The organism is Candidatus Polarisedimenticolaceae bacterium (genome assembly GCA_036376135.1).
GTDB lineage: Bacteria > Acidobacteriota > Polarisedimenticolia > Polarisedimenticolales > DASRJG01 > DASVAW01.
On the sequence record DASVAW010000104.1, the window covers coordinates 1 to 18,479 of the forward strand.

The 18,479-nt window shown below is 71.7% G+C and carries 18 protein-coding genes; 9 read left to right on the forward strand and 9 right to left on the reverse strand.

Annotation, left to right across the window (positions count from 1 at the left end; genetic code table 11):
• Positions 1-155: 155 nt before the first annotated feature.
• The 4 genes from VF139_10505 to VF139_10520 form a co-directional block, all read right to left on the reverse strand.
• Positions 156-1,562 carry an O-antigen ligase family protein gene (locus VF139_10505; GenBank protein ID HEX6851821.1) on the reverse strand — a complete coding sequence of 469 codons (1,407 nt, stop codon included), beginning with the start codon at positions 1,560-1,562 and terminating at the stop codon, positions 156-158.
• Complete coding sequence (locus tag VF139_10510; GenBank protein HEX6851822.1) at positions 1,537-3,834, reverse strand: polysaccharide biosynthesis tyrosine autokinase; 2,298 nt, start codon at positions 3,832-3,834, stop codon at positions 1,537-1,539. The genes VF139_10505 and VF139_10510 overlap by 26 nt, the downstream gene beginning before the upstream one ends.
• Before the next feature lie 80 nt (positions 3,835-3,914).
• Complete coding sequence (locus VF139_10515) at positions 3,915-4,418, reverse strand: carboxypeptidase-like regulatory domain-containing protein (GenBank protein HEX6851823.1); 504 nt, start codon at positions 4,416-4,418, stop codon at positions 3,915-3,917.
• Positions 4,419-4,434: 16 nt separating this feature from the next.
• On the reverse strand, positions 4,435-4,959 hold the full coding sequence (locus VF139_10520; protein HEX6851824.1) for a carboxypeptidase-like regulatory domain-containing protein: 525 nt from the start codon (positions 4,957-4,959) through the stop codon (positions 4,435-4,437).
• A 201-nt stretch (positions 4,960-5,160) separates the two neighbouring features.
• Here VF139_10520 and pyrE point away from each other — a divergent pair, with 201 nt between their 5' ends.
• A complete protein-coding gene (gene pyrE / locus VF139_10525) occupies positions 5,161-5,712 on the forward strand; it encodes an orotate phosphoribosyltransferase (protein HEX6851825.1) in 552 nt (183 codons plus the stop codon).
• Positions 5,713-5,870: 158 nt separating this feature from the next.
• Here pyrE and VF139_10530 read toward each other — a convergent pair whose 3' ends face one another.
• A complete protein-coding gene (locus tag VF139_10530; GenBank protein HEX6851826.1) occupies positions 5,871-7,016 on the reverse strand; it encodes a DegT/DnrJ/EryC1/StrS family aminotransferase in 1,146 nt (381 codons plus the stop codon).
• Between the two features lie 83 nt (positions 7,017-7,099).
• Between VF139_10530 and VF139_10535 the strand changes: the two genes are divergently transcribed.
• Complete coding sequence (locus VF139_10535) at positions 7,100-7,363, forward strand: hypothetical protein (GenBank protein ID HEX6851827.1); 264 nt, start codon at positions 7,100-7,102, stop codon at positions 7,361-7,363.
• Positions 7,360-8,097, forward strand: coding sequence for a bifunctional hydroxymethylpyrimidine kinase/phosphomethylpyrimidine kinase (locus VF139_10540; GenBank protein ID HEX6851828.1), 738 nt, complete (start codon positions 7,360-7,362; stop codon positions 8,095-8,097). Before VF139_10535 ends, VF139_10540 begins: the two co-directional genes overlap by 4 nt.
• Before the next feature lie 101 nt (positions 8,098-8,198).
• Here the strand turns inward: VF139_10540 and VF139_10545 are convergent, their stop codons facing one another.
• The gene (locus VF139_10545) at positions 8,199-8,705 is read right to left on the reverse strand and encodes a tetratricopeptide repeat protein (protein HEX6851829.1); all 507 of its coding nucleotides are present in this window, start codon (positions 8,703-8,705) and stop codon (positions 8,199-8,201) included.
• A gap of 146 nt (positions 8,706-8,851) precedes the next feature.
• On the opposite strand from VF139_10545, the gene VF139_10550 reads away from it, so the two are divergent.
• The 3 genes from VF139_10550 to rho all read left to right on the forward strand — a co-directional run bounded on the left by VF139_10550 (position 8,852) and on the right by rho (position 11,549).
• The gene (locus VF139_10550; GenBank protein HEX6851830.1) at positions 8,852-9,499 is read left to right on the forward strand and encodes a HEAT repeat domain-containing protein; all 648 of its coding nucleotides are present in this window, start codon (positions 8,852-8,854) and stop codon (positions 9,497-9,499) included.
• A gap of 120 nt (positions 9,500-9,619) precedes the next feature.
• Positions 9,620-10,120 carry a hypothetical protein gene (locus VF139_10555; GenBank protein ID HEX6851831.1) on the forward strand — a complete coding sequence of 167 codons (501 nt, stop codon included), beginning with the start codon at positions 9,620-9,622 and terminating at the stop codon, positions 10,118-10,120.
• On the forward strand, positions 10,113-11,549 hold the full coding sequence (gene rho / locus VF139_10560) for a transcription termination factor Rho (protein ID HEX6851832.1): 1,437 nt from the start codon (positions 10,113-10,115) through the stop codon (positions 11,547-11,549). The genes VF139_10555 and rho overlap by 8 nt, the downstream gene beginning before the upstream one ends.
• A 35-nt stretch (positions 11,550-11,584) precedes the next feature.
• On the opposite strand, the gene VF139_10565 is transcribed toward rho, so the two are convergent.
• Complete coding sequence (locus VF139_10565) at positions 11,585-14,290, reverse strand: protein kinase (protein ID HEX6851833.1); 2,706 nt, start codon at positions 14,288-14,290, stop codon at positions 11,585-11,587.
• A 135-nt stretch (positions 14,291-14,425) separates the two neighbouring features.
• Here VF139_10565 and VF139_10570 point away from each other — a divergent pair, with 135 nt between their 5' ends.
• Positions 14,426-15,583 (forward strand): aminotransferase class I/II-fold pyridoxal phosphate-dependent enzyme, encoded by a 1,158-nt coding sequence (locus VF139_10570; protein HEX6851834.1) that lies wholly within the window; start codon positions 14,426-14,428, stop codon positions 15,581-15,583.
• Between the two features lie 74 nt (positions 15,584-15,657).
• Here the strand turns inward: VF139_10570 and VF139_10575 are convergent, their stop codons facing one another.
• A complete protein-coding gene (locus VF139_10575) occupies positions 15,658-16,413 on the reverse strand; it encodes a 3-oxoacyl-ACP reductase family protein (GenBank protein ID HEX6851835.1) in 756 nt (251 codons plus the stop codon).
• Positions 16,410-17,450, reverse strand: coding sequence for a 23S rRNA (adenine(2503)-C(2))-methyltransferase RlmN (gene rlmN / locus VF139_10580; protein ID HEX6851836.1), 1,041 nt, complete (start codon positions 17,448-17,450; stop codon positions 16,410-16,412). Before rlmN ends, VF139_10575 begins: the two co-directional genes overlap by 4 nt.
• Before the next feature lie 82 nt (positions 17,451-17,532).
• Here rlmN and VF139_10585 point away from each other — a divergent pair, with 82 nt between their 5' ends.
• Both VF139_10585 and VF139_10590 read left to right on the forward strand, forming a co-directional pair.
• Positions 17,533-18,156 carry a tetratricopeptide repeat protein gene (locus VF139_10585; protein HEX6851837.1) on the forward strand — a complete coding sequence of 208 codons (624 nt, stop codon included), beginning with the start codon at positions 17,533-17,535 and terminating at the stop codon, positions 18,154-18,156.
• Positions 18,153-18,434 carry a hypothetical protein gene (locus tag VF139_10590; GenBank protein HEX6851838.1) on the forward strand — a complete coding sequence of 94 codons (282 nt, stop codon included), beginning with the start codon at positions 18,153-18,155 and terminating at the stop codon, positions 18,432-18,434. The genes VF139_10585 and VF139_10590 overlap by 4 nt, the downstream gene beginning before the upstream one ends.
• Positions 18,435-18,479: the final 45 nt, after the last annotated feature.

The window sequence follows — 18,479 nt, forward strand, 5'->3', positions numbered from 1 at the left end:
TCCGGACGCAGCGAGATCGGCTTCGACGAGTGGATGAAACTGGATCTTCGCTACATCGATACTTGGTCCTTGGCACTTGACATGAAGATACTCGCCAAGACGATCCCGGCGGTCGTCTCGGCCCGCGGCGCGCACTGAACTTCGCGGTCGGGCCTTCAGCGCCTTGCGTTTGGAAGCGCGTTTCCGACGGCCAGCACCACGGCAAGAAGGACGGCCAAGGCGGGAATCCGCACACCGAAGTCCACGAGCGAGTGGACGGTGATCGCCGCGATGGACGCGAGCGTCGCGGATTGCGCGGTCTGTAGCGACGCAAAACGTACGGTCGATCGGCGAGAAAACGTCGCGGTGCCCAAGCTCAACAACAGGAGAGCACTCACCACCCCCCCCTCCACCCCCGCCTGAATCGGATCGTTGTGCGCATGGTCGTACCGCGCTCCGACGTCCCGGCTCCCCAGCGACCGGAACGCCTCCTCGAAGGTCCCGAGCCCGGTCCCGACGATGGGGAAGCGCGCCGCGACGCCGAGCGAGGTCTTCCACACCGCGGCGCGCCCCGACGTCGAGACGACCTCCTGATCCAGGTCCGCGACCCGCTCGAGCGGCACCCGCGTGTCCCGCCACAGCAGGAACGCGGCGGGGATGGCGAGGGTCGCGAGCACGAGGCGCAGGCTCGGTCGTCCCGCCCGCGCGAGAAGCGCGTAGGCCGCGACCGCGGCCAGCGCCGCCGCGAGGCCGCCCCGCGATTGGGACAGCAGGATCCCCAGGAACAGCAGCGCGGCAGCGGCGATCCAGCCCCAGGACGCCACGCGCGCGCGGAAGGGGTCCTTCGGGTCGGCGGACGCCTTCGCGCGGGCGGCCAGGGCGAACGCGAACGGGAGGATCGCGGCGAGGTAGCCGGCGAAGTGGTTGCGGTTGATGAACGTGCCGGTCGCGCAGTCCACGTAGTGCTTCTTTTCGTACCCGAAGATCCGGTTGCTCCCCGACAGGTACTCCCCGCCGCCGTACACCGCCTGGAACACGCCGCACAGGACGAGCGTCACCGCGAGGGCGGCGAGGTGGCGCGGCTCGCGGAAGGCGACCGCAGCGGCGAGGCCGAGGGCGACGTAGCCGACGAAACGCGCGAGGGCGTCGGACGTGTCCGCGGGGCTGAGGCTCCACGGGGCGGACTCGGGGGCGGCCTCGGGGACGAACGGGGCGATCGCCGCACGCGCGGGGGCGCCCGGGGCCCCAAGGGAGGCGGCCAGCGGGGCCGGGAGCGGCGCCAGCTGGATCACCCCGACAAGCGCGATCCCCAGGGCGCAGGCGAGGACGAGGAGCGCGGGGCGCGGGAGCGGCGCCGCGTCCCTGGCGAAAAGGACGAGCGCGAACGCGCCGAGCAGGGCGGAGGCGATCTCGATCGCGAGGACCGCCCCGGCGTGAACGCTCGCGAAGGGGAGCGGCGTCAGGACGAGGAGGGCAAGGACCCCCGCGCGGAGGATCGAACGGGGGCGCTCGAGCGGGTCGGGGCCGGGCGGCGTCGTCTCGACGGCCCGGACCGGCTCAGGTCCGGCCGGAGCTGCGGGCATGGCGGCGGAAGCGGCGGGAGAGCCGCTTCGACGTCGACGGCGCGTCGCTCTCCGTCGCGGAGCCGCTCTCGTAGCGGTAGCGGCCGTAGTAATACGAGCCGATCTCGTCGGTGATCGCGTTGAGCACGGCGCCGGCGACCCGCGCCCTCGAGTGCTTGAGGCGCTCGACGCTGTGGGCGAGGGCCTCCCGCGAGGTCTTCCCCGCGCGGACGACGACGATCGTGGCGTCGAGCGAGGACGACAGGAGGACCGGGTCGGTGACCGAGGCGATCGGCGGGGTGTCCAGGATCACGTGGTCGAAGCCGAGGTCCTCGTCGGCGTGGCGGAGGAAGGTCGCGAGGGCGGGGGAGCCGAGCAGCTCCGACGGGTTCGGCGGGATGGGGCCGCTGCACACGAGGCTCAGGCCGGGGACCTCGGTCGTCTGAACGACCTCGGCGGCCTCGGCGTTCCCGCTGAGGACGTTGGAGAGCCCCGCTTCGTTTCCGATGCCGAAGGAACGGTGCAGGCGCGGGCGGCGCAGGTCGGCGTCCACGAGGAGCACGCGTTTCCCCTGCTGGGTGAGGACGATCGCGAGGTTGGTCGCGACGGTCGACTTCCCGTCCTGCGGCTCGCACGAGGTCACGACGATGTGGCGGGGCGGGCGCTCGGGGGAGGCGAGGAGGATCGAGGTGCGCAGGTTCTTGAAGGCCTCGGCGAAGGTCGAGCGCGGGTCGGCGTGGCTGGCGAGGTCGATCGTCGCGGGGGCCGGCTCGTCGTCCGGGGCCGGCGCGTCGCCCTCGACCAGGCGCAGCGAGCGGAAGCGGGGGACGTGGCCGAGGACCGGGAGCTTCGTCACCCGGAGGATGTCGAGCTCGCTCTTGACGGCGTTGTCGAGGTAGTCGAGGAGGATCGCCATCCCGACCCCCAGCGCGGTCCCCAGGAGCAGGGCGAGCGCGAGGTTGACCGACTTGCGCGGGCGCACGGGGCGCTCGGGAACCTCGGCGAGGTCGACGATGCGGACGTTGCTGGTCCCCGTGTCCTTGAGGCGCTCGGAGGACTGCGTCTGGCTCTGACGCGCGACGAGATCGCCGAGCACCTTGCGCTTGTTGTCGATCTCGCTCCTGAGGCTCGCGAACTCGATCGCGGCGCGGTTCACCCGCTGGACCTCGGTCTTCTGGGTCACGACCTGGGCCTCGAGCCCCTCGACCTCGCCCCTGGCCTTCCCGTATTCGGCCTCGGCGGTCGCGCGGACCTGGCGCGCGATCCCGGCCTGCTCGATCTCGAGCCGCTCGCGGGCCTGCGCGAGCTCGCCTTCGAGCTCCTGGAGCGCGGGCCAGCCTGGGAGGAACCGCTCGGCCAAAAGCGTGTGCTTGCGCTCGATCTCCGCGTATTGCTGGCGGAGGTGCTGGATCAGCGGGCTGTTGAGCACCTCGGGGAGGGACTCGGGGGGGGCGTTGCGGACCGACTCCCAGCGGGCCCGCGCGATCGCCAGGCGCGTGCGCGCCTGGACGAAGCTCTCGTTCATCGAGGCGAGCGCCTGCTGGCTGATGTCCTCGGTTCCCTGGGAGAGGGAGAGCAGCTCCTTCTTGGTGCTGTACTCCTGCAGGCGGCGCTCGAGGTCGCCGATCTCCCCCTGGACGCGCGCGACCTCCTTCGTGAGGAACTCCCGCGCGATCGCCGCCGTGCCGTAGCGCTTGTCGTAGTTGAACTGGAGGTAGGCCTCCGCGACCGCGTTCGCGGCGTCGCGGGCGAGCACGGGGTCGCGATCGGTGAAGATCAGCTGCACGAGCTGGCTGTTGCGGACGGGGCGGACGCGCATCCGCGCCTCGAGGAAACGGATCGACGGGAGCAGCGGGTCCGCGGCGGTCGCGTCGTCGTCCCCGAGCGGGCTCTTCAGCCACGCGACGAAGCGGGCGATCGGGGAAGGCCGGCGCGTGGCGAACGACGGGAGGTTCGGAAGGTCGAGGCGCTCGGCGGCAAGGCGCAGGACGCTGCGGCTCTCGAGGATCCGGTACTGCGTCTGGTAGAAGTCCTGGTACGCCGCGTACGACGGGTCGACGCCGACCACGTCCCGGAACGTCAGGATGTCCGGGCCCTGGCGGTCGATCTGGAGGGTGGTGGTCGCCTCGAACTCCGGCTCCGCGAAGAAGGTCGCGATCATCGTGGTGGCGACGACCACCGCGACCGACGCGAGGACGACCCAGCGTCGCTGGAGCAGGACGGACCAGTACTCGAGCCCTCGGCGGCGAAGCGTCGGGTCGTTGGCCGATCCATCGGCAGCGTGCGAGCTCAACGATCCTCCCAGACGAAAACGGCCCGGAACGCTCCGCGTCCCGGGCCGAAAGGTGCGACGTCGGGCGCGGAGACTCTAGCTCACTTCCCCAGCGGTTCCGACGGCGAGGCCGGGGCCGGGGGCGTGGTCTCCTCGTCGTCGTCCATGAGCATGATGGCGCCGAGCGCGGTCCCCGCGACGAGGGCGACGCCGGTGAACTTCCCCCAGGAGGTGGACCAGAACGAGCCGGAGCCCGAGGCGCCGCCCGTCCCGCCCTGCTTGACGGCGATCTGGACGTTCTGCCGGCTGCCCGCCGCGAGGGTCAGCGTCGAGCCGGCGGCGTACGCGCCCTTCGGGGTCGTGACCGCCAGGCGGTACGTCCCCGCGGGGATCGATTCGAGCTGGAAGGTCCCCTGGTCGGTGACCGGGGCGGTCGCGACGACCGCGCCCGCGCGGTCGGCGAGCTCGACGCGGGCGCCGGTGAGCGCGGCGTCGGCGACGACGGAGCCCTCGAGAAGGGCGGGGGCGGCCGCGATCGCGGGGTGCGAGGCGGCGACGGTGGCGACGACGAGGACGAAGGCGACGAAGGGGGATCGGGAGGTCATCGTTCGCTCCTTGGAACTAATTGCTCGGCGAAACCGGCGTGGGGTCGTCGTCGTCCGTGGCCGCGTCGATCGCGAACCCGACGAGGACTGCGGCGCCGACGACGATGAGGCTCGCCGTCAGCGGGTTGTTCCAGAAGGTCATCTTGTCCTTGTCCGCCTCGGCGGCCGCGGTGTCGGGACCGGGGGCCTGCTGCGGGTTGATCCCGACGGTGACGTCGCGGACCTGGCCGGGAGCGAGCGTGACCGGCGCGTCGACGACCCAGAGCTTCTCCCCCTCGCGGACCGCCAGCTGGTAGGTCGCGGGGGCGAGGTTTCCGATCGAGAAGCGCCCTTCGGCGTCCGCCGGCCCCGAGGGGACGACCGAGCCGTCCTTGGGGTTCCCGACGAGGACCACCGCACCCGCGATCGGCTGCGTGCCACCCTGCACGGTGACCGTGCCTTGGAGGGAAGCGGGGGCGGGGGATGCGAAAGCGCCCGTTCCGCCCATGAGCATCACGCTGAGTAGGCCTGCGATTCCGCGAAACCACGCTGGCCGATTCATTCCAACTACCTCCTGTTTTGGGGGCGGGCCCCCCTAGGGCGCCGAAAACGTGGCGCAATACTAGGAAAGGGGGCCCGGCCGGTCAAGCTATTTGCAAGATTTCCCCCTTGACGGAACCGTGACACCGGTCAAACGGACAATCGAGGCGGCCGGGCGGGGTCCGAGGTACCTTGGCGCCTTCGTTTTCGAGGAGCACGAACCATGTCGAACGAGCGCGAACGTCTCCGGGAACTTCTGAAAACGCACTCGCTGATGTTCGGGGACTTCGTCCTCGCTTCCGGCAAGCGCAGCACTTTCTACTTCGACTCCAAGAAGACGACCCTCCTCCCGGAGGGGGCGTGGCTGACCGCCCGCGCGGTCCTGGAGGTGGTCCGCCGGGAGAAGATCGACGCCCAGGCGATCGGCGGCCTCACCCTCGGCGCGGACCCGATCGTCTGCCCGGTCGCGGCGCTCAGCCACAAGGAGGGGCCGGCGCTCCGGGCGTTCATCGTCCGCAAGGAGGCGAAAGAGCACGGGACCGCCCGGCAGATCGAAGGGGCGCTCGAGCCGAACTCGCGGGTCGTCATCGTGGACGACGTGGTCACGACCGCCGGGTCGACGCTGAAGGCGATCGAGGCGGCCGAGGCGGCGGGGCACACCGTCGCCGCCGTGATCTGCATCGTGGACCGCGAGCAGGGAGGGGCCGAGGCGCTCGCCAAATACCCGTTCTACTCGTTGTTCAAGAAGTCGGAGATCTTCGAGGGGGTGGCGTAGCTCTCGCTGGACCCTTCGTCCCCACCCGCGTTCATCGCTTCGCGCTGAACGCGGTTACCTGGGACGAGCCGTCCTGAATACGGATCGACCCAGTAACCGCGTTTCGCGCTTCGCGAAACGCGGGCGTGAGCGAAGGGTCGAGCGACCCTCCGCCTCGTTCAGCCCTTCGAATAGAACTCCGCGACCGCCGCGGCCACCGTCTCGATCTGCTCGGTCGAGAGCTCGGGGAAGATCGGGAGCGAGATCACTTCCGCGGCGGCCTTCTCGGCGACGGGGAGATCCCCCGGCCGGTAGCCCAGCGAAGCGAAACACTCCTGCAGGTGGAGCGGGATCGGGTAGTAGATCGCCCAGCCGATCTGCCTGTCCTTCAGGAACGCGCCGAGGGCGTCGCGGTCGCGAACGCGCAGCGTGTACTGATTGAAGATGTGCCCGCAGCGCGGGTCGCGATGGGGGAGCGTGATCGCGCCGCGCTCGACGAGGCCGGAGGCGCGGAAGAGGCGGTCGTAGAGGTCGGCGTTGCGGCGGCGTCCTTCCGACCAGGCGCGCAGGTGCGGGAGCTTGACGCGCAGGACCGCCGCCTGGAGGGCGTCGAGGCGCGAGTTCCAACCCATGATCTCGTGGTGGTAACGCACGCGTTCGCCGTGCACGCGGGTCTGCCGGATGACGGCGGCCAGGCGGTCGTCGTTGGTGGTGACGAGGCCGCCGTCGCCGAAGGCGCCGAGGTTCTTCGAGGGGAAGAACGAGAACGTCCCGAAGGTCCCCATCGCGCCGGCCTCGAAACGGCCGGAAAGGCGCTTCGACTCGAAGGTCGCGCTCATCGACTGGCAGGCGTCCTCGACGACCGGAAGGCCGCGGCGCTCGCCGATCTCGAGGATCGCGTCCATGTCGGCGCACTGGCCGAAGAGGTGGACGGCGACGATCGCCTTGGTCTTCGGGGTGATCGAGGCTTCGAGGGAGGCCGGATCGAGGTTGAAGGTCCTCGGGTCGACGTCGGCGAAGACCGGCTTCGCCCCGAGGAGCGCGGCGCACGACGCGGAGGCGAAGAACGAGAAGGGGGTCGTCACGACCTCGTCGCCGCCGCGCACGCCGAGGGCGTTGAGCGACAGGATCAGCGCGTCGGTTCCCGACGCGCACCCGATCGCGTGGCGCGCGCCGAGGAAGGCCGCCGCCTCCTTCTCGAAGGCCTCGACGTTCGGGCCGAGGATGAAGTACTGCGAGTCCACGACGTCGTGGAGGACCTTGTAGACGTCCTCCTTGATCGCGGCGAGCTGGGGCTTCAGGTCGAGCAGGGGTACGGGTTTCACGGGCGTCCTCCCGATAAGCGCGCCATCTTAGGGCAGGGTCGGCGGGTGGTACCATGCCGGCTCCTATTCGCCCTGGAGGCCTCTTGGGTTCGACGCTCCGTGCCGCGCTGCACGCGTACGTCTTCGGCCTCGTGGGGGTGTTCCTCCTCGCCGCTCCGTGGTCGCCGCTGTGGGACAACCTGGCGCTCGTGCTCTCCCCGACGCACTGGGCGGGGATCGCGCGCTCGGGGTGGCTTCGCGGGCTCGTGAGCGGACTGGGGGCGCTCAACCTCTGGGTCGCGCTGCGCGCGGGGGCGGAGCTCTGGAGGTCGGTACGGGGGGCGCGGGCCGCGCCGGATCCCGAATGAGCGCCCTTCCGGCCGTCGTCTCGGCGACCTCGATCGATCCCGCGGGGATCGACGGCGTCGCGGCGGACGCGATCGTCCTCGACGAGATCGGGTGCCGCGCGCTCGCGGTGCCGACCGCGGTCTTCGGCGTCGCCGAGGGGCGCGACGGGATCTTCGAAGGGGTTCCCGCGGGATGGCTCGCCCGGATCTGGCCGCTCGTCGCCGCCGAGCACCCGGCCGCGGTGCGGATCGGGATCCTGCGCGACGCCGATCAGGCGCGCGAGATCGCCGGGCTGCTGCAGCTCCACGGCGCGCCGCACGTCGTGCTCGCCCCGGTCGTGCGCGCGGCGGGGCGTCGCCTGCTCGACGAGGGGGCGATCGCGGCGTGGCGCGAGCGCCTGTTCCCGCTCGCGCACGTCCTCGTGCTGCGCGCGGGGGAGCTCGCCGTATTCGCCGGCGCCCACGACGACGATCCCTCGGGGTTCGTCGAGGGGGCGAAGCGGGTCGCGGCGCAGGGGATCCGCGCGGTGCTCGTGACGGGGGTCGTGAGGCAGGGGAGGATCCTCGACCTGCTGGTCGAGAACGGGGAGGTCGCCGCCTTCGACGCGACGCGCCTGCACGTTCCGCGCGTCGACGGGCTGGCGGGTGCGCACGCCGCCGCGCTCGCCGGCGCGCTCGCGCGAGGCGAGCCGCTCCCGCGCGCCGCCCTCGCGGCGCAGCGTTACGTCGGGATGAGGCTGCAGCGGCGGAGGTAGGAGCGTGGGATCGCCCCCCTTGCGGTCACGCGGAAAAAAAAGGGGCGGCGACTTTCGTCGCCGCCCACGCGCGGAAGGGAGGAGGAGGAGAGGAGCGCGAATCAGGAGGACGAGGAACGCGAAGGAGCCAGATTCCCCGAGGTCCGCTGGCGCATCGAGGCGCGCACCCGGCCGAGGAAGCGATTGACCGAGTGGTTGCGCGGAAGGAAACTGACCGGCGGGGCCTGGCGGCGATCGAACTTGGACAGCTCCGCACGGAGCGCGGGATGGCTCGGGGCGAGGCGCAGCCCCTGCTCGAAGGTCGCGAGCGCCCGGGTGGTCTTCCCCGCGAGGACGTACACCCGCCCGAGGTTGAGCAGCAGGTCGGGGTTGAAGAAGTCGCGCCGCGCCGCCGCCTCGCAGGCGCGGATCGCCTCCGGGGAGGCGCCGTTCGCCTGGGCCAGCGCGAGGCCGTAATAGGAGAGGTAGCGCATCTGCGGTCGGGCAACCGCGCGCTGGCGTTCGACCTGGATGGCCGCGTGGAAGAACCCGGCGGCGGCCGCACAGTCCCCATCCACGAGCGACTGGAGGCCCTTGCGGAATTGGTTCTCAGCGGAGAGGATCGGCATCGAATCACCTCTGCGTTGTGTCTACGCTCGAATAGATACGAACGCGTGAGATGCATTTCAATGGCGATATTTTGTATCTGCATAAACACATAGGCCGACGATTCCGACTGAATTGAGCAAATATGAGAACGTGGATTTTGGTTGGGATGTTGTCCGCGTTGGCGGGATTCGGCGCCGGGTGCGGCAAGGACGCGGATCGCGCGCTTCGGGAGGTCGAAGCGCTTCGAGAGCGAGGGGACTCCGCCTCGATGGAGCGGCTGGCGGCGCTTTGCGGCGACGCGAGCCCCGACGTTCGGGCCTTCGCGCTCGCCGCCCTGGCCGACGGGGCGCGGGAGCGGGCCGCGGAGCGGATCCAGCGGGCGCTCGCGGACCCGGACGTCACCGTGCGCTCGACGGCGATCAAGCTCGCGGGCGACCTGAAGCTGGAGCGCACCGGGGAGGAGCTGGGCAGGATGCTCGTCTCGGACCCTTCGGTCGGCGCCCGTCGCCGCGCGGCGGTGTCGCTCGGGGCGATCGGGGGCGGGGAGGCGGCGGCTCGGCTCGCCCCCGGACTGGCGGACGCCGACCCCGGCGTGCGCGAGGCGACGGCGCGGGCGCTCGCGGGGGTGGACGCGGGACCCGCGGTTCCGGCGCTGCTCCGCACCCTCCAACTCGACCCCGAGCCGCGGGTGCGGTTCGAGGCGGTCCGCGCGCTCGCGACGGTGAAGAGCGACGAGGCGCGGGCGGGGATCGAGGGGGCGGCGAGCGATGGGAACGAGCTCGTCCGCATGGAGGCCCGCAGCGTCGTCCGCTGACCCCGCGCCGGGGAGTGCTGGCCATTCTGGCGGCGAGGTGTATAGTTTGGCCTCCGATCTTTCGCGCCGCGAGCCCGCCGTAGGGGCGGCGGCGCCGGCCCGAGATGGGGCGGAAGCGGCTTGCCGGACGCGTCGAAGACGATCCTGGCGCCGCGACTCGACGGATCCTTCCGATGGACCGACGGCGGCCGCACGCTGGATGTCGTGCGCACGCCCGAAGGATTCCGCATCGACGCGGGTGCCGGCACGAACTGGACGATCGAGGATCGCCGCGGCGACGACGGCGGCTTCGTGTGGTGGGAGACGAGCTCGGGGGAGAGGCGCGAGCGGGGCCGGACGAGCCGTCCCCGCGGCTTCGAGAGCGCGCCGACGCTCCTCCTCGAGGACGGTCGGCTGTTCCGGATCCGGATCCGGTCGCTCGCTCCGCCGCGGGTCGAGCTGCACGGCGACGAGGTCGTCGGCGCCTATCTGGCGGCGACGTTCGACGGAACGCGCTGGGAGATCGTGACGACGCCGGCGGGGGAGCTCCTGGCCCCCTCTCCGGTCCTGATGGGGTTGTTCGGCGCGGAGATCGCGCGTCTGGCCCGGGGAGACGCGAGTTCAGGAGCAAGGCATGGGTGAGTTCGCGGGCGGCGGTGGAAACGCGGGGGGCAACGGCGGAGGGGGCGGGCGTCGTCGCCGTCGTCGTCGCCGGTTCGGCTCGCGCGAAGGCCAGCCCTCGGTGGCGCCGAACTTCGAGAACGGACCCCCCTCGGGGGTCGTCCACGAGCTCGCCGGTCCCGCGTGGAATCCGGGGGCGGGGGGCGGCGGAGCGCGACGGCGGGGACGCCGCCGGCGCGGCGGGTTCGGCGGCGGCGCGCCGCGGCCGGCCATGCCCGGGAACGGCGGCCAGCCGCAGACGCAGGGACGCCCCGCCGTCGCGGTGCTTCCCGCCGGCGAGCCCGATGTCGAGGTCCGCGGCGTCCTCCAGATCCTGCAGGACGGCAGCGGCTTCCTGAGGCAGGCGGCCAACGACTACAACCCCGAGCCCGGTGATCCGTGGGTGCCGCGCGAGATCGTCGCCGCGAGCGCCTTCGAGACCGGCGTCGAGCTGACCGGCCTCGCCCACCCGCCCGACCGCCCCGGCCGCTCGCCGGTCCTCGCGACGATCCGCGAGGTGAACGGCACCGATCCCGCGGCGTGGGCCTCGCGCACGCCTTTCAAGAACCTCGTCGCCGAGGACCCGACCGAGCGCATCCGCCTCGAGAACGACCCGGCGGACCTCTCCACGCGGGTCGTGGACCTCATCGCCCCGATCGGCAAGGGGCAGCGCTGCCTGATCGTCGCCCCGCCCAAGGCCGGAAAGACCGTCCTGATGCAGCGGATGGCGAAGGCGATCACCGTCAACCACCCCGAGATCCACCTCATCGTGCTGCTCGTGGACGAGCGCCCCGAGGAGGTCACCGACATGCGCCGCAGCGTGCGGGGCGAGGTCGTGGCGTCCTCGTCGGACGAGATGGCGCGCACGCACGTGGCGGTCGCGGAGATCGTCCTCGAGCGGGCCAAGCGCCTGGTCGAGTGCGGCCGCGACGTCGTGTTGCTTCTCGACTCGATCACGCGGCTGTCGCGCGCCTACAACAACGAGCAGAAAAGCTCCGGGCGCGTGTTGTCCGGCGGCATCGACGCGCGGACGATGGAGAAGCCGCGGCGCTTCTTCGGCGCGGCACGCAAGTGCGTGCAGGGCGGGTCGCTCACCGTCATCGGCACCGCGCTCGTGGACACGGGCTCGCGGATGGACGACGTGATCTTCCAGGAGTTCAAGGGGACCGGGAACACCGAGATCGTCATGGACCGCGGGCTGTTCGAGCGGCGCATTTTCCCCGCGATCGACATTTCGTCGAGCGGGACCCGCAAGGAAGAGAAGCTCTACGGCGCCGACGAGTTCCCGCGCGTCACCCTGCTACGGCGCGCCCTCGCCCCCCTGCGCGCGCAGGAGGCGATGCAGCTGCTCGTCGAGCGCGTGGGGCGTTACCCGACCAACGAGGAGTTCCTCAAGAACCTGCTGGGGTAAATGGGGACAGCAACCTATTTCGCAACTGGGGACAGTCACCGTATTTCCGCAAGTCCGTCGCGTGCGCTTCGGGTTTGGGGAAATACGGTGACTGTCCCCAGTTGCGAAATAGGTTGCTGTCCCCATTTACCCATCACAAGCGCCTCGGTTCCGCGGTAGGACCAGTTCGCCATCTCGCGCCGCTCGCGCTCGATCGCGGCGAGCTGCGCCGGCGACGGGCGCCAGGACGGGTCCGCGAGGCGTCGCGCGCGCGCCTCGAGGGCGTTCCACGGAACGACGATCCCGCTGCGGTACGACGTGCGGCCGCGCGCGATCCCCTCGAGGGCCTTCGCCGGATCGGGGTCGGGACCCTCGAGCCACGCGCGGGCCGTCCAGTATTCGAACTCGTCGCGGTGGAACGCGTCCTCCGCGTCGACGGCGCGGGCGTCGCGCGGGTCGCCGAACAGGACGGCGTGCGCCAGCCGGATCTGCGCCCCCCACGTGTGGCGCGGCTGCGACGCGAACTCCCCGAGCGCCGCCGCCAGCGGCACGTCGTCTCCGGCGAGCCAGCACAGCAGCATCCACTCGTAGCGGTACATCTCCGGCGACGCGGTCGCCCAGAACTCGCGCAGCGTGGCGCGCGCGGCGGCGCGGTCGCCCAGCCGGATCTGCGTCTCGGCGCGCAGCAGGAGCATCCGCGCGGCGTCCGGCTCGAGCGCCAGGGCCGAGTCGAGCGCGACGAGCGCCGCCGGGGGTGCGCCGGCCTTCAGGTGGAAGATCGCCGTCCAGTACCACGCGAGCGCGTTGAGCGCGGCCCCCCCCGTTCCGCCGGCGGCCGCCTGGCCGACGATCGCGGCCGCCGCGTCCGGATGCCCCATCTGCGCCTCCGCCTGCGCGCGGTAGAGCGCCTGGAACACCGCGCGACGCCGCGCGTCCCACGCCTCGGGGTCGAGCCCTCCGCGGTCCGCCGCGTCGAGGGGGATGCCGCGCGCGGCGTCGAAGCGATACTCGCGTCCGCCTGAGATCCGGACGCGCGCGGTTGCGCCGTCGAGCCGAAGCTCGGAGTGGATCTTCCGGTCGTAGGGGAGCGGGAGGTAATACGAGGACGGGTCCGCCAGCCGGCCGCCCGCCGTGTAGGGGGGCGCCTGGCCGTGGACGTCCCCGCGCAACGGCAGCGCGAACGCGACGGGGCGCGGACCCAGCAGGTTGTTCCACGCCACGAAGACCGCGAGCGCGGGTCGCTCCCCGGCCGCGGGGAGGATCGCGACGTGATCGGTCTGCCCGGGGTGCTCGTATCCGCCCACGGCCGCACCCGCGCGGGCGGGCTGGGTGAGGACCCGCGACGGGTACTCGCCCGCGTGCGACACCTCGACCACCAGCGCCGCATCGCCGCCGTTGGCGTCGGCGGGAACGTGGAGCAGTCGCTTGGGGAGGTAGAACTCCGACTGGAACGGGTAGGCGCCGCGCCCGAGGATCTCGTGTTGCGCGTCGGCGTCCCAGAACGGCCGTCTCCCCCCGCCGAGCCAATCCACGCGCACGAGCCGCGAAGGGTACTCGCGCGGGACCGGGACGACGCGCGGGAGCGGCTCCGGCCAGTGCAGCAGGACCAGGGCGGTCGGATTGAAGGGCCGCCCCTCGGACAGGAGGACGGCTCCCGAGACCCGCGCGTCGAACGCCTCCGAGCGGATCCGGAAGCCGGCGCGGGTGATCCACGCGATCCGGTCGACGTCGGTCTCCACGGCGACCGGCGTCGCGAGCCAGGCCCCGGCGGCGAGCAGCGCGATCGAGACGGAGGCGACCGCGCCGCCGATCCGCGCCCAGCGCCGGTGGGCGAGCTCGGTCGCCAGCCGCGCGCCGAGGAGGGTGCGAAGCCTCCCCGCCCTCCCGCGGAGCAGCTCGGCCAGCGCCGCGTGCGCGTCGGCGGGACGGCGGTCGGGGTTCTTCTCGAGCAGGCGCACGAGCAGGGCGCGCAGGCGCGACGGCGCGGCGGAGACGCCGGGGGGCATCACCGGGAGAGGGCGCGACAGGTGCGCGTTGAGGAGATCGAGGTCGGAGGTGCCGAGGAACGGGGGGGCTCCCGCGAGCATCTCCCACAGGGTGACGCCGACGGCGTAGAGGTCGGTCGCGGGGCGGAAGGTCCGGTCGCCGCGCGCCTGTTCGGGGGAGGTGTATTCGGGGGTCCCGACGAACCGGCCCGTCGCGGTGAGCCCGGGGGTGTCGGCCTGGCGGGCGAGGCCGAAGTCGAGGAGCACGACCCGCTCGAGCGCCCCGTCGTGCCGCTTGGCGAGGAAGATGTTCGCGGGCTTCACGTCGCGGTGGACGATTCCCCGGGCGTGCGCGTGGCCGAGCGCGTCCAGGACGTCGCGGAGGATCCGCTCCGCCTCGTCGGCGGGAAGGCGCCTGCGCGCGCGCAGGCGCTGCGCGAGATTCTCCCCTTCGAGGAGCTCGGAGACGACGTAGAAGAGCCCTTCGGCCTCGCCGATGTCGTAGAGGCGGACGATGCCGGGATGCTGAAGCGCGCGCACGACGCGCAGCTCGCGCCGAAGGCGCTCGACGTCGCGCGTGCCCGCGCCGGGGAACAGGACCTTCAGCGCGACGCGCTGCTGCGCGACCCGGTCGAAGGCCTCGAAGACCTCCCCGGCGCCGCCGGAGCCGATGGGGCCGACGATCTCGTAACGCGAGGCGAAGATCGCCCCGTCCGCGAGCGAGGGCAGGCGGAGCAGACGTTTGTTGTCGGACGGCGTGGGCGTCGGATCCGCCACGTTCCCCTCGTCGGGGATTGTACGGACGTCGGGCGGGCGTGGCTCTGCCGAACTTCGCCGATGGCGCGACGGCATCGAGGCCGACGGGCGCGCTCCCGTTCCGCTAGACTTTCCCGGTTTCCCGTGGAGGCGTCGGTGCTCGATCTCTCGAACAAGGCCAAGGGCTTCTCCGAATCGGTCATCCGGGAGATGACCCGCCTCGCCCGCGCGCACGGGGCGATCAACCTCGCGCAGGGGTTCCCGGACTTCGGCGCCCCCGAGGCGATCAAGGAGGCCGCGCGGCGTGCGATCGCGGACGACCTGAACCAGTACGCGATCACGTGGGGGAGCGCGGGACTGCGGGGGGCGATCGCGGCGAAGGCGGAGCGGCTCTACGGGATGGAGGTCGATCCGGAGCGGCAGGTCACCGTCACCTGCGGGGCGACCGAGGCGATGATCGCGTCGATTCTCGCGATCGTCGATCCCGGGGACGAGGTCGTCGTCTTCGAGCCGTTCTACGAGAACTACGGCCCGGACGCGATCCTCGCGGGGGCGGTTCCGCGGTTCGTGCCGCTGCGGGCCCCCGACTGGTCGTTCGACCCCGAGGAGCTCGCCGCCGCGTTCAACTCCAAGACGCGGGGGATCATCCTCAACACCCCCAACAACCCGACGGGGAAGGTCTTCACCCCCGAGGAGCTCGAGGCGATCGCCGCCCTCTGCCGCAAGTGGGACGTCGTCTGCTTCTCCGACGAGATCTACGAGCACATCCTCTACGACGGCGCGCGGCACGTGCCGATCGCCACCCTCGAGGGGATGGAGGACCGCACGGTCACGATCAACGCGTTGTCGAAGACCTACTCGGTGACCGGATGGCGCGTGGGATGGGCGATCGCCTCCCCCGAGCTGACCGCGGGGATTCGCAAGGTCCACGACTTCCTGACCGTGGGGGCCGCGGCGCCCCTCCAGGAAGCGGGGGTCGTCGCGCTGGGGATGGAGGAGGCGTACTACGCGAAGCTGGCGGTGGAGTACCGCGAGCGGCGGGACGTGCTCGTCGCCGGCCTGCTCGACGCGGGGTTCCACTGCACGCCGCCGGGCGGCGCCTATTACATCCTGGCCGACGCGTCGGCGTTCGGCGTGAGCGACGACGTCGCCTTCGCCCGGAAGATGGTTGCGGAGGTCGGGGTCGCTCCGGTGCCGGGCTCGTCGTTCTTCCGGGAGCCGTCGCGAGGCCGGTCGCTCGTGCGCTTCGCGTTCCCCAAGAAGCTCGAGACGCTCCGTGCGGCGGTGGAGCGGCTCCGGGGCCTGGCGCACTGAAAGGGTGAAAAGGGGTCAGGCCCCTTTTTCCTTCAGAATCCGGCTCTGTAAGAAAAAGGGGTCTGACCCCTTTTCTAGCCGATCAGGACGGCGCCGCCGTTGACGTTGAGGATCTCGCCGGTGATGAACGTCGCGAGGTCCGACGCGAGGAAGAGGACCGCCCCGGCGATCTCCTCGGGGGTTCCCACCCGGCCGAGAGGGATCGATTTCAGGATGTCGTGGCCGCGGGGGCCGAGGAGGTCGTCGCGGGTCATGTCGGTGACGACCCACCCCGGGGCGACGCAGTTCACGAGGATCCCCGAGGTCGCAAGCTCGGCGGCGAGCGATTTCGTGAGGGAGATGATCGCCCCCTTGCTCGCGGCGTAGTGCGAGCAGAACGCCTCCCCGCGCTGGCCGGCGGTCGAGGCGATGTTGACGATCCGCCCGTACCCCGCCTCCTTCATGTGCGGGACCGCCTCGCGGATGCAGTGGAAGGTCCCCGTGAGGTTGATGTCCATCATCTCGCGCCACTCGCCGTCGCTCATCTCCTCGATCGGGGAGCTGCGCCAGATGCCCGCGTTGTTCACCAGGATGTCGACGCTCCCGAACTTGGAGACGGTCTCGTTGACGAGCATCTCCGCCTCGTCGCGGCGGGAGACGTCCGCGGCGAGGGCGAACGCCTCGCCCCCGAGGCGCTCGATCTCCTCCACGACGAGGGCGGCGCTGGGGGACTCGACGCGGTAGTTCACCGCGACGCGCGCCCCGGCACGCGCGAAGGCGAGGGCGCACGCGCGCCCGATGCCGCGCGCGGCTCCGGTGACGAGGACGTTCCTGCCGTCGAGCTCGATCATGGCCGTTCTCCGAGGATCGCCAGCTGGCCGCACGCGGCGCGGGCGTCCGCCCCACGGCTCCAGCGGATGCTCACCCGCAGGTCCTTCGCGAGCAGGCGGTCGCGGATCGCGACGATCCGCTCGCGCGAGGGGGGCTTGTACTCGAGCCACCCCGGAACCGCGTTGAAGGGGATGAGGTTCAGCTTCGCCGGATTCGCGCGAAGCAGCTTCTCGAGGCGCGCCACGTCCGCGTCCGTGTCGTTGACCCCCTCGAGGAGGACGTACTCGAGGGTGAACGGCTCGCCCGTCGTCTTCGCCCAGGCGCGGCACGCCGCGAGCAGGGTCGCGATCGGCCAGCGCTTGTTCACCGGCATGAGCCGCTCGCGCACCGCATCGGTCGTCGCGTTGAGCGAGACCGCCAGGCGCGGCCGCGCCGGCTCGCGGGAGAGCCGCTCGATCTCGGGGACGAGCCCCGACGTCGAGACGGTGATGCGCCGGCGCGACATCCCGAGCCCCTCGGGGTCGGTGAGGATCCGGAAGGCGCCGAGAACGCCGTCGTAGTTGTGCAGCGGCTCGCCCATCCCCATGAACACGAGGTTGAACGGCGTATCGCCGAGGTCCCGGTCGTCCTGGAGCAGCGTGACCTGGCCGACGATCTCGCCGGGGGTGAGGTGGCGCTTCAGCCCCATCTTGCCGGTCAGGCAGAAGTCGCACGCGAGGGCGCACCCGACCTGACTCGAGATGCACATCGTCACGCGCTCGCGCTGGAGCATGAACACCGACTCGACCGTGCCGCCGCCGGGAAGGTCGATCCGGTACTTCACGGTGCCGTCGGCGGCCTCCGCGCGGCCGACGATCGTCCCGCGATCGACACGCGCCTCCGAGGCGAGCGTCTCCCGCAGGGCCTTCGACAGGTCGGTCCAGAGGCGCGGGTCGAGCACCCGCCGCGCGTACATCCAGCGGTAGGCCTGGGAGCCGTGGAACCTCGGGGCGCCGCGCTCCACGAAGAAGGCCTCGAGGCCGGATCGTTCGAGGCCGAAGAGGTTGGGAACGTCCATCGGCGGCGAGTGTACCAGCGGGGTCGGTGCGCCTTGACGCTCCATGGGCCATCCGGTAGCGTGCCCCGGCGGAGTCGATGCATTGAAGCAAGAGCAGGTCGCGTTCCTCGCCGGAGGCCTCGTCCTCGGCATCGCGTTGGGATTCGGCGGCTACCACGCCTGGTACGCGCGTCCCGGGACCCCGGCGGCGCAGCCGCGCGAGGACTCGACGTCTCCCATGGGCCCGAGCGCGATGGGGGGCGCCCCGCCGATGACGATGCCGCCGCCCGCGGCCCCCTCCGCAGGGGGGGGCGCGCCGATGGTCCAGGTCGTCAACACGCTCAAGAAGCGGCTGCAGGACGACCCGAAGGACCTCGACGCCGCGATGCAGCTCGCGCATCTGCACCACGACGCGGGGATGTGGCAGCAGGCGATCCCGTTCTACGAGCGGGCCCTCGAGATCCGGCCGGGCGATCCGGACCTCCTCACCGATCTCGGGATCTGCCATCAGGAGCTCAAGGCGTTCGACAAGGCGCTCGACCTGTTCGGGCGGGCGTCGAAGGCGAGCGCCTCGCACTGGCAGTCGCTCTACAACACCGTCGTCGTGGGGCTGCAGGTCGGCGATCTTCCGAGGGCGCGCGAGGCGCTGACGCGGCTCGAGCAGGTCAACCCGCAGGCCCCCAACCTCGCGTCCCTGCGCACGGCCGTCGAGGGACGCGCACGATGATCCGCAGGCTCCTCGCGCTGCTGGCGTTCCTCGGCCTCGCGGCGCTGCTCCGCGCCGCACTTCGCTCCGGCCGGCGTCCGTCGGCCGGGACCCGAGCGGGGGTCCACCCGGGGGCGCCGCGCTTCGAGGGGGCGCTCGTGCGCGACCGGGTTTGCGGCACCTTCCTCCCCAGGGCCAGGGCCCTCGTCCTGCGGGATGCGGGAGGGGAGGCCTTCTTCTGTTCCGAGGCCTGCCGGGAGACCCACCTGCGCCGGATCCGACCCGCCAAGACGGCCTGATCGCGACCCGCCCCCGCGCCTTTGCCCCCTGAAAAGCCGGAACCT